Consider the following 14,675-nt stretch of genomic DNA (forward strand, 5'->3'; position numbering starts at 1 on the left):
CTAGGCTGGGTGCAGTTCGGAGCCGGGCACCTCCACCTAAGCCCGGCGCCCGCCCCCAGTCAAGGAAACTAAGGAAACCTGCCATGACGCATCCCGCGGCACTTGATCTGCTTTTTATCGGCGGCACCGGCGTGATCAGCGCAGCCGCCGTCGCGCACGCTTCCAACCTGGGGCACCGGGTGACCGTACTGAACCGGGGCGTTTCCACCCTGCGCCCGGTACCGGCCGGCGTCGAGGTCCTCTCCGCCGACGTCCGGGATGCCGCTGCCGTGCGCAGCGCCCTGGGGAGCCGGACGTTCGACGCCGTGGCGGACTTCCTGTCCTTCACGGCCGGGCATGTGGCAGCGGCGGTGGAGCTGTACCGCGGCCGGACCGGGCAGTATGTGTTCATCAGTTCGGCCTCGGCCTACCAGAAGCCCCCGGCCAGCCTCCCGGTGCGGGAGTCCACGCCACTGCGCAACCCCTTCTGGCAGTACTCCCGGGACAAGATTGGCGGCGAGGACATCCTGGTGCAGGCCTACCGGAACGAGGGCTTTCCCGGGACGATTGTGCGCCCCTCCCACACCTACGACGCGACAATGGTGCCGCTGTCAGGACACTGGACGGACATCCACCGGATGCGCTCCGGACTGCCGGTGGTGGTGCACGGGGACGGCACGTCGCTGTGGACGCTCACGCACAGCCGGGATTTCGCGAAAGCCTTCGTGGGACTGCTGGGCCGTCCCGCCGCCGTCGGCGAGAGCTACACCATCACCTCCGATGAGTTCCTGCCCTGGGACGCGGTCTACCGCTCCCTGGCGGCGGCCGCCGGCGTCCCGGAGCCGCTGCTGGTCCATGTGGCATCGGAAACAGTTGCCGCCCACGATCCCGGCCGCGGCCCAGGCCTGCTGGGGGACAAGAGCCATTCGGTCATCTTCGACAACGGCAAAATCAAAGCCCTCGTGCCGGAGTACCGGGCGGTGATTCCGTTCTCCGAAGGTGCCCTGGAGATTGTCCGCTGGCATGACGGGCATCCGCAGGATCTGGACACGGACTGGATGGAGCTCAGCGACCGGCTGGCGGCCCGGGCCTGAACCGCCGCCACGCTTCGAAACTAGTTCCATTGTGCCCCCGTGTTTGACTGTAGTGACAAGCACCAGCCACAGGAAAGGCAGGAAAAATGTCAGAAAACAACCCGTTCGCGGGACTAGGTGATGACGCGCGGTCCCGCTCAGGAGCGGACGGCGATCAATACGCCTACCCGCAGTCAAGCGAGCCGCGGCCGGCGCCGGCGCCCACAGTTCCCCCGCAGCAGCCCTCCTACCAGCAGTACCCGAACCAGTACCCGAACCAGTACCCGAACCACCAGCAGCAGGGACAGAACTACCCGGACCAGCATGTGCAGGGATACCCGAACCAGGGCTACCCGGCACAGAAATCCCGGGTAGCCGCCGGTCTTCTGGGCGTTTTCCTCGGCTCTTTCGGCGTGCACCGCTTCTATCTGGGCAACCCGGGGATCGGTGCGGCGCAAGTGGCGGCCACCCTGGTCACCGGAGGCTTCGCCGGCGTGTGGGGATTCGTCGAGGGCATCATGATCCTCTGCAACGCCGCACCTTTCCGCACTGATGCGCGGGGCATACCGCTCAAGGCTTAGGCCACTCCGTGCCGTCCCGCCGCCGAAAAACTCCCCCGCTGCCCCTGCCCTAAAGAAACACCCGAGAACCAGGTAAAAGAACCCCAACGACCTGACGGCGGACACATCCGTGATGGTGAACCTTTCGGCGGGATCCAACAGCGCGGTGCTACGCTGGGTATTCGAACGTTTGTTCTACTGCGTGTGATTGGTCCAGGGTTCGAATCAGGGTTCCGTTCAGAGTTTGGTTGAGCGTCGGGAGGCTTCGGCATGGCGGTGTTCTCTTCAGCGGACCGGTCCCGCCGTCCGGCACCGCCCGCAGAGACCGACGCCGCCACGGCGGCAGGCTTTCCCAGTCCTGCCCGCGACTATTTCGATGGCCGGATTGACCTGAACCGGCACCTGATCCGCGACCCCACCTCCACCTACGTGGTGCGGGTGGAGGGCGATTCCATGGCCGGTACCGGAATCTGCACCGGGGACGAACTGATTGTGGACCGTTCACTCACCCCGCGGGACGGCGCCGTCGTCGTCGCCGTGGTGGACGGCGAACTCACGGTCCGCCGCCTGCTGCTGGACGGGCACCGCATCGTGCTGCGGGCCGAAAGCCCCGGATATCCGGACATTGTCGTGGCGGAGCCGTCGGAACTGTCCGTGTGGGGCGTCGTGACCCGCTGCCTGCACCATGTCTGATCCGTCCCCGGCGTCCAACGGCAGCCAGCGGATCGCCCTGGTCGACGTCAACAGCTTCTATGTTTCCTGCGAGCGCGCCTTCGACCCGAAACTGGCGGGAGTGCCGGTGGTGGTGCTCTCCAACAATGACGGCTGCGTGGTCGCGCGCTCGGATGAGGCGAAGGCCCTGGGCATCAAGACCGGCACGCCGTGGTTCAAGCTCGCCGACTCCGCCCCGCACGTGGGCCTGATCCAGCGCTCGAGCAACTACGAGCTCTACGGCGACCTCAGCTCGCGGGTGATGCAGCTGCTGGGCCGCTACGCCCTGTGGCAGGAGGTCTACTCCATCGACGAGTCCTTCCTCGGACTGGCCGGCACTCCCCGCGGTCTGGAGGCGCAGGGTGCCGCCATCCGAACCGCCGTCGCCCGTCACACCGGACTGCCGGTGTGCGTGGGGATCGGCACCACCAAGACCCTGGCCAAGTTCGCCAACCGGATTGCCAAGCAGAACCGGCACCTGCAGGGGGTCTGCAACCTGGAGACCATGGACCCGGCCGCGGTGGAGGCGATTATGTCCCGGGTGCCCGTCACCGGCCTGTGGGGTGTGGGATCCCGGCTGGGTACGAAGCTGGACGCGATGGGGATCTCCACCGTCGCTGATCTGCGCGCCGCCGACCCGGCCCTGATCCGCCGGAAGTTTTCCGTCACCTTGCAGCGCACCGTGCTGGAGCTCAACGGCACCGCCTGCATCCCGCACGAGGACGAGCGCGCGGACCGCAAGCAGCTGATCTTCTCCCGCAGCTTCTCCACGCCGGTGACCACCGGCGCCGAGATGCGCCAGGTCATGAGCATCTACGCCCAGCAGGCCGCCGCGCGGCTGGAGCGTGAGGGACAGCAGGCCAGCGTGCTGACCGCTTACGCGGGCACCTCGCACTTCAGTGAGCGGGCGGCGTCGTTCCCCTCCGCGACCGTGCGCCTGCCCAGCCCGACGTCGGACCCCGTGGTCCTGAGCCGGGCCGCCGTCGGCGCCCTGGAGTCCCAGGTGGTCGAGGGGGTGCCGTACACCAAGGCCGGGGTGATGCTCAGCGGACTGGAGTCCGCCGGTGCCCAGCCGCTCCTCGACGGGTTCGTCTCCGCGCAGGAGAAACGGAACCTGGGGGAACTGCTGGGCAAGGTCACGGACAAGTACGGGGCGGCCAGCATCGGGCTGGGACTGGCAGGGATGTCAACAGCCACACCGGAGTGGACCATGTCCCGCAAGTACTCCTCGCCCCGGTACACCACCGAGTGGAACGAGCTGCCGGTGGTGAAGGCGGTCTGAGGACGTTCGCTCCCCTGCGCCCGAACCGGGCGCTTCCGTGCGACGCTGGACAGATGGACTTGGTGGTATCGCCCGCACTCACAATTCCCGCGGCCGAACTTGAGTGGCGGTTTTCGCGTTCTTCCGGCCCCGGCGGGCAGCATGTGAACACTTCGGACAGCAGGGTGGAGCTGCTGTGGAATGTTGCCGGGTCGGCGGTGCTTTCGGAGGAGCAGGGCATGCTGCTGCTCCGGCGGCTGGAACGCCGACTGGTGGCCGGCGTGCTGACCGTCACGGCCTCCGAGCAGCGCTCGCAGCTGCGCAACCGGGAGATCGCCCGCGCCAAGGTGGCCGCACTGGTGGCCGGCGGACTCGCCCCCGAACCGCCGAAGCGCCGCAGGACCAAACCCACCCGGGGCTCGAACTACCGGCGCCTCGATGCCAAGAAGCAAAGATCCGCCACGAAACAGCAGCGGCAGAAGCCTCCGCGGGACTAACACCGCAGCTGCCCCCGGGCTCAGTAGCCCGGAGCGGCCGGAAGCCCGAGGAATTCCTCCAGGGTCAGTCCCGAGGCGAAGATGTTCCCGGCGGCCTCCGGGCCCACGTACCGCAGGTGCCACGGCTCGTAGGCATACCCGGTGATGTGTTCTGCCCCGGCCGGATAGCGGACAAGGTACCCGTAGCGGTGGGCATTGGCCGCCGCCCAGGCGCCTGCGGCGGTTGCCTCGAAGCAGGTTTCCAGCGCGCACGCTCCGTCCGGATTTCCCAGGTCCACGGCCAGCCCGGTCTCATGCTCGCTGTACCCGGGCCGCGCGGAGAGGGAATCCGCACCTTCCTGGCCGTACTGCTCAATGTAGGACGTGTGCAGCCGGGACTGCTCCTCATGCGACCGGTAGCCGCTGACCGGGGCCAGGGGAACGCCGTCGGCCGCTGCGTCAGCCACCATGCGGACATAGGCTGCAGCTGCCTCGGACCGCAGCAGCAGCCCGCCCGCATCGACCAGGTCCTGCGGGGCATAGCCCGCGGCGAGCGGCCGGGTCTTGTTGACCACGAGGATGGAGCTCTCCGCCGGCCCGGCACCGGGACCGGCCGCGTCGGCGGCAGCCGGGGTCCGGAACGGGTATACCAACACTGCGAGCGAGACCGCCAAGCAGGCACAGAGCAATGCGGCCATCGTTGCGCACGTCGTGAGGTACGGGTACCGCATGGTTCCTCCGCCACCCCTCGTCAAGCAGTCCGCCCGGTCTGGGCGCCATCCTCGCACACGCGGAGCGCACCGCCCGGCACCGGCGCGCCTGGCCTCCGGAGGGGAGACGATAGCGTGGAGGCATGAGCTACGCGTACGACGTCGAGATCCTGCACCTGCTCGTCTCCCCCGCGCACGCCTACTTCGGTCGGGCGAAGGACGGCCCGGCCGACGTTGCCACCACCGACGCGGACACGGCCGAAGTGGTTGCCGGCAAGGGAATCATCGGTGACCGGTTCTTCGGCAAGGCCGCCCACATGGATGCCGCCGTCACGTTGTTGGCGGTCGAGTCGCTGGAAGCCATCGCGGCCGAGCTTGGTGCGGATCCGTTCGACCCCCTGCTGGCCCGCCGGAACGTGGTGCTCCGCGGCGCCGAGCTGTCGCCTTTGCTGGGCCAGGACTTTGTTCTCGAATCCGCGCAGGGCCGGGTGGAGTTCCACGGCGGACGGCAGGCCCACCCCTGTGCGTGGATGGACCGGGTTTTGGCTCCCGGAGCCCACAAGGCGATGCGCGGCCGGGGCGGGCTGCGCTGCCGGCCGCTGAGCAGCGGTACGCTTCAGCGCGGACCGGCCGTGCTCCTCAGCCCGGTCCCGCTGGATCCTGCCGGGGCGGGTACGGCCTCCCTGCTGCGGCCCGGCAGGCTTCCCTGACCGGCCACCCGGCTACTCACTGCCAGACGAGGCCGGCACTGCCGTAACGCGGCGGGGGCCACCCGTATTCAAGCTGGTTCCCGTCGACCAGCAGCGGCGGGGGCACGAACGTCAGCTTCCCGTAGGCACTGGGAGAGCTCCGCAGCTCCGGTTCCAGTTCCAGCGGCCGGGCATCCGAGGGCGGACCCGGCCGCCGCAGCAGCTCCAGAGCGGTCCGCGCCAGCGAAAGATGCGCCGACCCGCTGATCCCCCGGTTCCGGGCACCCAGGAGTGCCACCGCCGCAGCAGCCGTCCCGACCCCGGTGGCGTAGTCCAGAGCCTGGACCGGCAGTGCTCCCGGCCGGCGGGAGTCCCCGTCGCCGCCGGCGTACAGGGAGGCGATGCCGCTGGCCGCCTGCACAATACTGTCGAAGCCCCGCCGGCCCGCCCAGGGCCCGGAATCGCCCCAGGCATCCAAGCTGACGACGCCGAGGCCCGGATAATCCGCCCGCAGTGCCTCTGCATCCAGGCCGAAGCGGGCCAGTGCCCCGCCCCGGTACCCCAGCAGCACGACGTCGGCCGCGGCCAGGAGGCTGCGCACCCTCCGGTGGGCGTCCCGCTCGGCGAGGTCGGCTACGGCGCTGCGCTTCGCAAAGCCCGTGTCCAGATACTGCTCTTCCAGTTCCGGCATCCCGGGCGGGTCGATCCGCAGCACGTCGGCGCCCAGAGCGCCCAGTATCCGGCTTCCCGAGGGTCCGGCGATCACCCGTGTCAGGTCCAGGATGCGCAGACCGTCCAGCACACCGCCGGGCCCTCCGCACAGCGCTGCCCCAACGGTGCGCGGCCGCGCCGGAGCCGGTGCCGTGTCCACCCGGATCCACGGTTCGCCCTGCAGCGCCCGGCCCGCACCGGAGCCTGCCCACTCCTCCGGACTGCGGACCGCAGCGGCCACGCCCCCTTCCGCCACTACGCGTTCCTCCACCTCCAGGGCGGACAGCCGCAGCAGGGCGGCGTCCACGGCGTCCGGTGCCGCAACGCCCAATGCCGCGAAAAGGGCCCGCTCGTGGTGCGGATAGTTGGCGTGCAGGCGGACCCAGCCGTCGGCGGTGCGGCGGAAGCCGGACAGCGGCGCGAACCCGCCGATCGCCTTGCCCTGCACCCGCAGATGTACATACGAGGCAAACGCCGCGGCCGCTCCTTGGGCAGTCAATGCCAGCTCCCGGGACGTCCCAGCGGCGGCGGTTCCGGCGGCAAGCGCGGTGGCCAGGGCCTGGAGGGAACCGAGTGCCAGGCCTTCCACATCCAGCGGGCCTGCCCACCACCAGCGCGGTCCGGACCAGGGTGCCGGCACGGCGGACTCCGGCAGCACGCCGGCCAGGTCCCGCCACAGGGCCCGCACCGGTTCGCCGTCGCCGTCGCCGTGCCGCGGCCCTAGCATGCGGTCCACACGTCGATGTCCGGCCGGGTCTTTTCTTCGGGCCCCTCAATATGGCGGACCGGATGACTCATGACGCTCCCTTCGGCTCCTGCCTGTCCCGGCAGTATGCCCTCCGGCGCTAGGTTGCGGGAAGGGAGTCGGCTGCGGCAGCGCCGTACCGGGCCGCCAGCTGCGCACAGGCAGCTGCCAGTGCGGGCGGTCCCTCCACCCGGAACCCGGCATCGAACCTGCCGAAGGACGCGGCCAGCGCAGGCCAGGACCAGGCCCCCGCCTCCAGCCGGCACCGCTCCGGTCCCAGTGCCTCCACGGTTCCGTCGCCGGCAAACGGGACAACCGCGGCCGCCGGCAAGTCCAGGACCACCGCACCGTGGCAGGGCCAGGCAGACCCGGACCTGCCGCCCGGTTCGGCACCCCGGAACCGGGCGGACACGAAGTCGTGCACACTGCCGCCGGGCAGTTCCCGCTCCCGGAACCGGGACCCGGCGGGAGTCCGCGGAGTGATCCGGTCCGCACGAAAGATCCGCCAGTCCTGCCGGTCCAGGTCCCAGCCCACCAGGTACCAGCGGCCGCGCCAGGCCACCAGATGGTGGGGCTCGGCCCGGCGCGGCGGGCCGCCGTCGTCCCCGCCTTCCGTGCGTGCGTAATCGAAGCGCAGCACCTGCCGGGACCGGACCGCGGCGGACAGTTCCAACAATAGTGCCGATGAAACGTTTCCGGTCCCGCCCGGACGGCCCGGCAGGGCGGTGAACTGCAGTCCCGACAGGCGGTGCCGGAGCCGGGAAGGCATCACCTGCCGGACCGTGGCCAGCGCCCGTAGGGCTGCCTCCCCGATGTCCGTTCCGGTCAGCGGCGCGGACTGCAGGGCAACGGCGAGCGCCACCGCCTGGTCATCGTCGAAGAGCAGCGGCGGCAGCTCGGCACCGGCCTGCAGGCGGTAGCCGCCGTCGGGCCCTTTGAGCGCGGAGATGGAGTAGCCCATCTCCCGCAGCCGGTCGATATCGCGGCGTACCGTCCGGGGGCTGGTCTCCAGCCGGTCGGCCAGGACCCGTCCCGGCCAGTCCCGGGGTGTCTGCAGGAGGGACAGCAGCAGCAAGAGCCGCGAGGTGGTGGTCATGGGATTCAAGATAGGCGAAATAGCGGCCAGAACCTGACCTCTACGGGGAGAAGAGTATGTGTCGCCGGGACACGCCCGGACCATTGCAGAAGGAGCCTCCCATGTCCGTCACCACCACGCCCCACCTGAACTTCCGCGGCGACGCCCGCGCCGCGCTGGACTTCTACCACCGGGTCTTCGGCGGTCAACTCGTCATCGTCACCAACGAGGACGCCTACAGCGTCGAGATTCCGGAGGAGGCCGGCCAGGTCAAGTTCGGGCAGGTCCTCGGGGACAACGGATTCTCCATCATGGCCTACGACGTTCCCTCCAGTCAGTCCTACCACCCGGGCGAGAAGCCCTTCTTCGTCTCGGTCCGCGGTGATTCGGCGGAAGAAATCACCGGTCTCTGGCAACGGCTGGCAGAAGGGTCCACCATCCTGGAAGATCTGGCGCCTTCGGCCTTCTCCCCCGCATACGGGATGGCGCGGGACCGTTTCGGCATCACCTGGGTGCTCGACGTCGCCGTGGCCTACAACCCGGCGTGACCTGACTCCGGCGGCGGACCACCGTCCGCCGCCGGAATCCCCGCTCCGCAAGTGCCGGGCCAGCGGCTATTGTCGGATGAACACCTCCGGCAATTCCCGCCGGAGACCCTTGGATGAAGGAGCATCATGGCTTCGGAAGTACTGGTAATCATCGGCATGGGCGGCATGGGACAGGCTGTCCTGCGCCGCTCGGGTGCAGGCCGGAAGGTGCTGCTCGCCGATTTCAACGAGGAACTGCTGGAGAGCGTTACCGCCGCAGCCATGGGTGACGGATACGACGTCGTCTCCCGCACCGTGGATGTCTCCTCCCGCGACTCCGTTGCCGCCCTCGCCGCAACGGCGCGCGAGTTGGGGACGGTGACCGGTGTGGTCCATACTGCAGGCCTCTCCCCGGTCCAGGCGCCGGTCGCGGCCATCTGGAACGTGGACCTGGTCGGAGTGGCCCTGGTTCTCGAAGAATTCGAGAAGGTCATCGCCGAGGGCGGTTCCGGCATCGTCATATCGAGCATGGCCGCGTATCTCGGGGGCGCGGATATCCCCGCCGATGTGCTCGCCGACCTCGCCGCCAAGCCTGCCGACGATCTGCTGCTGATCCCCTTCGTAGCCGGAATCGACAACCCCGGCTATGCCTACAGTGTGGCCAAGCGCGCCAACCAGGTCCGCGTCCAGGCTGCCAGCGTGCGCTGGGGCGGGCGCGGTGCACGGGTCAACACGATCAGCCCCGGCGTCATATCCACGCCGATGGGCCAGCAGGAACTTGCCGGCGAATCCGGTGCCCAGATGCGCGCCATGATCGAGGGCTCGGGAACCAAGCGGGTGGGCACCCCGGCCGATATCGCCAATGCGGCAGCCTTCCTGCTCGGACCGGATTCCAGCTTCATGACCGGAACGGACCTGCTCGTCGACGGCGGCGTGGTGGGCGCCGTCGCCAGCGGACAGCGGGCCCGGGTGGCCGGCTAGCCGTCTTCCGCTGCCGCCCCTGGCGCTCACCAGGGGCGGTTCCGCGGGCTTCCGGGGGAGGGCACCACGAGGGTTTGGAGAAAATCCGGACCGAATCCGGAACCACCAATTGCCGGGGGCACGGCGGTGTGGTCGAATCTGGGACATGTTGTACGCGACCTCCGCAGACGGCACCCGCATCGCCTTTGAGCAGACCGGCCACGGCATGCCGGTGGTCATTGTCGGCGGGGCCTTTTCCACTGCCGACGCCGGGGCATCCCTGGCCGATGCCCTAAGCGCCGCCGGCTTCTCGGCGGTGACCGTGGACCGCCGCGCCCGCGGGGAAAGCAGCGACACCGCACCCTACTCCCCGCAGCGGGAGGTGGAGGACCTCGCGGCGGTCCTGGACGCCGTCGGCGGGGACGCGGCCGTCCTGGGGCATTCCTCCGGGGCCATGCTGGCCCTGCTGGCTGCGGCGGAAGGAGCACCGATCAGCCACCTGTTCCTGTCCGAACCGCCGTTCCTCTTCGGCGAGGGGGAACCGTCAGCGGATCTTCCGGAGAGGCTCCAGTCGCTGGTAGATTCAGGCAACCCGGCCGATGCCGTCACCACCTTCCAGCGGGAAGGCATCGGCCTGCCTGATTCGATGATCGAACACATGCGGACCAGCCCGTTTTTCCCGTCCCTGCTGCCGTTGGCCCAGTCCGCCGTCTATGACGCACTCCTTTCGCAGGCGGTATCCACTCCGACGACGGCGATGGCGGAGGTTTCGGTGCCCGTCACGATCCTGCGCGGGGCCACCACCTACCCGGTGCTTATGGACGCTACCGAGAAGCTGGCCAAGCTGATGCCCCAGGCTGTGCTGGTGACCGTGCCGGAGTCTCACGACCACTCCCCCGATCCGGGCGGCACCGTCCGGGAGATCCGGCGCCGCATCCCCGTGCAGTGACGGACAGTCCCGGCGGCGACATGTCTTCCTACCTGGCCCTCCTGCGCGGCATCAACGTCGGCGGCCGCAACAAGGTGCCGATGAAGGCGTTGAGGGGGCGGCTGGAGGACCTCGGCTTTGCGCAGGTGTCCACCTACATCGCGAGCGGCAATGTCTTCCTGGCATCGAACGACGACGCCGCCTCGGTCGGCCGCCGGATCGAAGCGGCCCTGGTTGACCATTTCGCCCTCGATGACGAGCTCGTTAAGGTCCTGGTGCTGGACCGCGCGCAGCTGCAGGCCGTCGTCGAGCACCGGCCGGAGAATTTCGGTGAGCGGCCGGACCTCTATCACTCGGATGCGATCTTCCTCATGGACATCGATGCCGACACTGCCCTGGAAGCCTTTCGCCCGCGGGAAGGCGTCGACTCGGTCTGGGCGGGTGAGGGCGTGATCTACTCGCAGCGGCTCAGCGCCCAACTGACCAAGAGCCGGTTGAATGCCGTGACTGCTTCCCCGCTGTACAAGTCGATGACCATCCGCAGTTGGAACACCACGCGGAAGCTGTGGGACCTGCTGCCCGAGTGATTCGCCGGGACCGCGTTAGTTCATCGTCGATGTTCCGTACTGGGGTGTTTCCCCGGAAGCCTGCGTCCGAAGCTGATCGTTTTCAGCAGCCCGCTGCCGAAGACCCGCGGCAAGGTCTTTCAGGAAGCCGTCTACCTCGCCCTGCGAATAACCGGCGCGGAATTTCGTTGGTTCAAACCTCGAATTCATCACCTGTTCGGGGGTGAGAACCGCAGGGGTGCGGGGAACCATCCGTCCCAGGGGAACGGCCTGCTGCAACTGAAGCCGTTCCTGGTCGAGCCGCTCGAATTCCCGGCCCGTTTGCTCAAGGAGCTTATCCACCTGCTTCTGGTCATAGCCTTCCTGGAACTTGGTGGGCTGGAACAGTTTAGCGGCGACATCAGCTGCGGTGAGGGGTATTCCGGATGGTTTGGCGGATGCCCTTTTTCGCCGGAATATCCTAGAGCACACCTGGAGAAGCACGATCGCCGCAAACATGGCCAGCAGGAATTTCCAGTCGAGCTCGCCTCCACCGGAGCCGTAATACTTTGCTGGAATTTGTCCCAAAAACATGTTCGGCCCGGCTTTCAATGTAGTTGATACGCTGCGGAAAGGATTGCGGAAAGAATCCTAACCGCAATGCAGTTGCCGAATAAAGACCATGACCCGACGGTTTAATTCCAGGACCATCCCGCTGCCGGGCGGCCGCGGCCCGCAGCCACTGCCTCCCCTGACTTGGACAATGCCGGATTGCGGGCCAGCATCCTGCCCAGGTTGGACGAGTCGGGTTCGTCCCGTCCGGCTGCCGCAGCCAGGCTGCGGCTCATCCGCGCGGCCTGGGCGGTGGTGAAGTGCTTCCCCAGCAGGGCTTTCGTCAGTGCCGAGTCGATCCAGAGCGCATCGAGCACAGTCCCGGCGGTGCGGCGGATGATCGCGTCGTGGTCGAACGGCAGTCCGGATACCCGCTCCACCGGCACCACCTTCACCCGCGTTTCATCGAGCCCGGCCTCCGGCCGCAGGACGGCGGTGTGGACAATCGAGATGGTCGGCCCGCGTGGATCCCGGTCCGGGTTGTCGTACACGCCGGCCGTGGCAATATGTTCCACGTCGTCCTGGCCTGCTCCGGTTTTCACCGTCAATGCCCGCAGGGCGGCCTCGGACAGCCGTTCGGCGGGAAGCAGGAGGACCCCGGGGAGCGCCTGCACGCCGGCGAAGGGGTCATTGGCCCGCTCCGCGGTCACCACGCACAGCCCCCCGTCCCTTCCGATGAAGGGCACGGTATCGATCGAGACGAGGGGTTGTTCGCGTTCAATGCTCATGAAGCGATGTTACCGAGCACCGCGCGGACGTCCGCGAAGGATTGGCGGCGGAGGAACCCGCCGTTGGCCCAGACGGGCTGCAGCAGGGATGCCTCTTCCTCCTCCGGGGTGGCCTTTTCGATGAGGTCCAGTTCGCCGTCGTCGTTGCGGGTGACCGCCAGGCGGCCGGTCGCGGAACGCTTGGAACCGAAGCCCTTGGCCGTGATCGGATCCTTGAACACGTTGCGGGGCTGGCCGTCGACCTCGATGTAGGTGACCTTGATGGCCGATGAGAACGTGTCCCGGGTGACGTACTGGTACGTGAAGGACCCGGCACCGAGCACCACGTTCTCCGAGGCGTAGCCCTTCTGCTCCAGGCGCGCGGTGATGTCTGCGGCGCGCTCGGGGGTGATCGAGTCCCCATACATCACGCGCACGCTGTCCAGGACCTTGTAGCCGGCGCTGTTGCGGGTGGAGCCGAACTCGGCATCCAGGAGGGCGACGACGCCGAAGAAAGCGGGATCCTCGGCCATGGTCGGTGCCGTAGCGGGAACGACGGCGCCGGGCCGGGTGGAGGTGCCGCAGACAATGTCGGCCGGGTCTCCGGAGTCGGGCCGGATGACGACGTTGCCGTCACGGGAGGTGATGATGTCCTTGAGCCCGGGCAGGATGCCCTGGATGACGTGCCACAGGTCGTAGCCGTCGGACACCAGCGAGATGTTTCCGGTGGGGTTGGCCGCCAGGATGTGCCGGAAGGTTTCCGCTTCTCCGTCCTGCCCGCCGGCGCACATCACGGCGTGCTCGCTGGCGGGGATCGAGCCGAGAATCTGGCCGTTGTCCGCGCCGAAGGACGAGTTGTAGTAGCGCCGGATGAAGTCGGCCGAGCCGAGGGAGTCCGAGCCCTTGAAGGAGAGCAGGTGGCCGGCGCCGGACGCGGCTGCGGCTTCGACCCCGGGCATGCCGCGGAAGGAGAAGTCGTGGAGCTGCCAGTCCACATAACCGGCGTCCGTGCCGGTCTTCGCTGCGGCGGCGTCCAGGATGCCGCGGTACTTGTCGGCGATGGTCGCCGCGGTGGAGGGCTGCCAGATGGAGGCGCTGAGGGCGGTCTCGATGTAGTTGACCAGCCAGAAGAACTCCGGCTCGGTGGATTCCACGGTGACGGACGGTACCCGCAGGGGCACCCGGGTTCCCTCGGGCACGGCGCGGAAGATCAGCGGCAGGTAGCCGCGGCGGTGCAGGGCCCTGATGTGGTCGGTGCCCACGGTGTTGGGTCCCAGGATGTCGTTGAGGCCGGCCTGGTATTCGGCACCGGCGTCGTCTTCGTCAGCGGCGAAGAACGGGGCGAAGGCTTCGATGCAGAACTTCTGCAGGAAGGCCTGCAGCCCGAAGTGCACCACGGAGTCCACGCCCTCGATCCGGGAGCCGCGGTTGGTGAAGTTGGAGAGGACCTTTGTGGTGCCCCGGGGATACATGTGGATGTGGCCGAGCTTGTACGCGTCCGTCTGGAAGAGGGCTGCGGTGACGCTGGCGGTGGTCAGGGCGGTCGGTGCTGCTGTTGCGGTCATGGCGGATCCTTAGCTTGAGACGGAATCAGATGAGGTGGGAGATGAGGGGCGTAATGGAAGCGGCGACGTCCGGGTTGGCGGCGCCGGGGTGTGAATCAGTGGTGTAAATGGAGCCGTAGGCCTGCCGCAGCTGGGCTGCCTTGCCGGAGAACACTCCGTGGCTGACCCACAGGTCCAAGCGGTCCGGTCCAAGACCGGTGGCGGCGGCCAGGCCCATGAAGGTGCCTCCGCCGTCGCAGATGTCGTCGACCACCAGGAAGCGGCCTTCGTCGGGCAGATCCTCGCAGGTGAACCCGGACAGCTTGCCGGTGGCGAAGTCCCGGTGCTTCTCTGCGGAGTAGAGCGGAAGTCCGAGGGCGGCGGCGGTGCGGGCGGTGCGGTCCTTTGCTCCGGCGTCGGGGCAGATGACGCCGGCATACTCCCCCGCCCTGTGCCGCAGGACCTGGGCGATCACGGCGGAAGAATCCACGACGCGCAGGTTGCGGACCAGGGCCGGCATGACGGGCGAGTGGGGGTCGAAGCAGACCACGTCGTCTGCGTTCATGGCGTTGATGAGGTTGGCATAGACCTTGGCACCAAAGGGATTGCCGCGGTCCTGCCGGGCGCCGGGCAGGTACGGGATGAGGGCCGTGACCTTATGGCCGCCCTGGTGGGCGTAGTCGATCCACATGGCGGCACTCATGTACTCGTTGGCGTCGGCGCCGGTGAGGTAGAAGTACAGCGGGGTCTCATCGGTGCCGGCGACCTTGAGGTGGGCCTCCCCGGCCGGGAAGGTCATGGGCGTTGCTGCCGAATGGACGGTGTATCCCTGCGGGACGGTGGCGTATGCGGTGAACATGCT

The 14,675-nt window shown here is 68.3% G+C and carries 17 protein-coding genes; 10 read left to right on the forward strand and 7 right to left on the reverse strand.

What is annotated here, in order from left to right; all coding sequences use genetic code 11:
• Positions 1-83 precede the first annotated feature (83 nt).
• From AC5RT8_RS03625 to arfB, 5 genes are all read left to right on the forward strand, one after another.
• Positions 84-1,073 (forward strand): NAD-dependent epimerase/dehydratase family protein, encoded by a 990-nt coding sequence (locus tag AC5RT8_RS03625; RefSeq protein ID WP_494094324.1) that lies wholly within the window; start codon positions 84-86, stop codon positions 1,071-1,073.
• An 86-nt stretch (positions 1,074-1,159) separates the two neighbouring features.
• Entirely contained in the window at positions 1,160-1,633 is a 474-nt protein-coding gene (locus AC5RT8_RS03630; RefSeq protein WP_494094325.1) for a TM2 domain-containing protein, read from the forward strand.
• A gap of 249 nt (positions 1,634-1,882) precedes the next feature.
• Positions 1,883-2,305: a LexA family protein gene (locus AC5RT8_RS03635; RefSeq protein WP_494094326.1), complete on the forward strand. Its 423-nt coding sequence runs from the start codon at positions 1,883-1,885 to the stop codon at positions 2,303-2,305.
• Positions 2,298-3,605 carry a Y-family DNA polymerase gene (locus AC5RT8_RS03640; protein WP_494094327.1) on the forward strand — a complete coding sequence of 436 codons (1,308 nt, stop codon included), beginning with the start codon at positions 2,298-2,300 and terminating at the stop codon, positions 3,603-3,605. The genes AC5RT8_RS03635 and AC5RT8_RS03640 overlap by 8 nt, the downstream gene beginning before the upstream one ends.
• Before the next feature lie 53 nt (positions 3,606-3,658).
• Positions 3,659-4,081: an alternative ribosome rescue aminoacyl-tRNA hydrolase ArfB gene (arfB, locus tag AC5RT8_RS03645; RefSeq protein ID WP_494094328.1), complete on the forward strand. Its 423-nt coding sequence runs from the start codon at positions 3,659-3,661 to the stop codon at positions 4,079-4,081.
• Positions 4,082-4,101: 20 nt separating this feature from the next.
• Here arfB and AC5RT8_RS03650 read toward each other — a convergent pair whose 3' ends face one another.
• Entirely contained in the window at positions 4,102-4,791 is a 690-nt protein-coding gene (locus AC5RT8_RS03650) for a M15 family metallopeptidase (RefSeq protein ID WP_494094329.1), read from the reverse strand.
• Between the two features lie 122 nt (positions 4,792-4,913).
• Between AC5RT8_RS03650 and AC5RT8_RS03655 the strand changes: the two genes are divergently transcribed.
• The gene (locus AC5RT8_RS03655; protein WP_494094330.1) at positions 4,914-5,480 is read left to right on the forward strand and encodes an MOSC domain-containing protein; all 567 of its coding nucleotides are present in this window, start codon (positions 4,914-4,916) and stop codon (positions 5,478-5,480) included.
• A 16-nt stretch (positions 5,481-5,496) separates the two neighbouring features.
• Here the strand turns inward: AC5RT8_RS03655 and AC5RT8_RS03660 are convergent, their stop codons facing one another.
• Both AC5RT8_RS03660 and AC5RT8_RS03665 read right to left on the reverse strand, forming a co-directional pair.
• Positions 5,497-6,897 (reverse strand): CoA transferase, encoded by a 1,401-nt coding sequence (locus AC5RT8_RS03660; protein ID WP_494094535.1) that lies wholly within the window; start codon positions 6,895-6,897, stop codon positions 5,497-5,499.
• A gap of 118 nt (positions 6,898-7,015) precedes the next feature.
• Complete coding sequence (locus AC5RT8_RS03665; RefSeq protein ID WP_494094331.1) at positions 7,016-8,011, reverse strand: helix-turn-helix transcriptional regulator; 996 nt, start codon at positions 8,009-8,011, stop codon at positions 7,016-7,018.
• A 101-nt stretch (positions 8,012-8,112) separates the two neighbouring features.
• Here AC5RT8_RS03665 and AC5RT8_RS03670 point away from each other — a divergent pair, with 101 nt between their 5' ends.
• From AC5RT8_RS03670 to AC5RT8_RS03685, 4 genes are all read left to right on the forward strand, one after another.
• Positions 8,113-8,538 carry a VOC family protein gene (locus AC5RT8_RS03670; protein WP_494094332.1) on the forward strand — a complete coding sequence of 142 codons (426 nt, stop codon included), beginning with the start codon at positions 8,113-8,115 and terminating at the stop codon, positions 8,536-8,538.
• Positions 8,539-8,664: 126 nt separating this feature from the next.
• A complete protein-coding gene (locus tag AC5RT8_RS03675; RefSeq protein WP_494094333.1) occupies positions 8,665-9,498 on the forward strand; it encodes an SDR family oxidoreductase in 834 nt (277 codons plus the stop codon).
• 145 nt (positions 9,499-9,643) lie between these two features.
• The gene (locus AC5RT8_RS03680) at positions 9,644-10,426 is read left to right on the forward strand and encodes an alpha/beta fold hydrolase (RefSeq protein WP_494094334.1); all 783 of its coding nucleotides are present in this window, start codon (positions 9,644-9,646) and stop codon (positions 10,424-10,426) included.
• Positions 10,423-10,992, forward strand: a complete 570-nt coding sequence (locus AC5RT8_RS03685; RefSeq protein ID WP_494094335.1) for a DUF1697 domain-containing protein — start codon at positions 10,423-10,425, stop codon at positions 10,990-10,992. Before AC5RT8_RS03680 ends, AC5RT8_RS03685 begins: the two co-directional genes overlap by 4 nt.
• A 15-nt stretch (positions 10,993-11,007) precedes the next feature.
• Here AC5RT8_RS03685 and AC5RT8_RS03690 read toward each other — a convergent pair whose 3' ends face one another.
• The 4 genes from AC5RT8_RS03690 to AC5RT8_RS03705 all read right to left on the reverse strand — a co-directional run bounded on the left by AC5RT8_RS03690 (position 11,008) and on the right by AC5RT8_RS03705 (position 14,672).
• Entirely contained in the window at positions 11,008-11,562 is a 555-nt protein-coding gene (locus AC5RT8_RS03690; protein WP_494094336.1) for a DivIVA domain-containing protein, read from the reverse strand.
• Between the two features lie 83 nt (positions 11,563-11,645).
• A complete protein-coding gene (locus tag AC5RT8_RS03695; protein ID WP_494094337.1) occupies positions 11,646-12,290 on the reverse strand; it encodes a hypothetical protein in 645 nt (214 codons plus the stop codon).
• Positions 12,287-13,834, reverse strand: a complete 1,548-nt coding sequence (locus AC5RT8_RS03700; RefSeq protein WP_494094338.1) for a nicotinate phosphoribosyltransferase — start codon at positions 13,832-13,834, stop codon at positions 12,287-12,289. The genes AC5RT8_RS03695 and AC5RT8_RS03700 overlap by 4 nt, the downstream gene beginning before the upstream one ends.
• A gap of 25 nt (positions 13,835-13,859) precedes the next feature.
• Positions 13,860-14,672, reverse strand: coding sequence for a ribose-phosphate diphosphokinase (locus AC5RT8_RS03705; protein WP_494094339.1), 813 nt, complete (start codon positions 14,670-14,672; stop codon positions 13,860-13,862).
• Between the last annotated feature and the right edge of the window lie 3 nt (positions 14,673-14,675).

The organism is Arthrobacter sp. Ms25, from assembly GCF_059090365.1.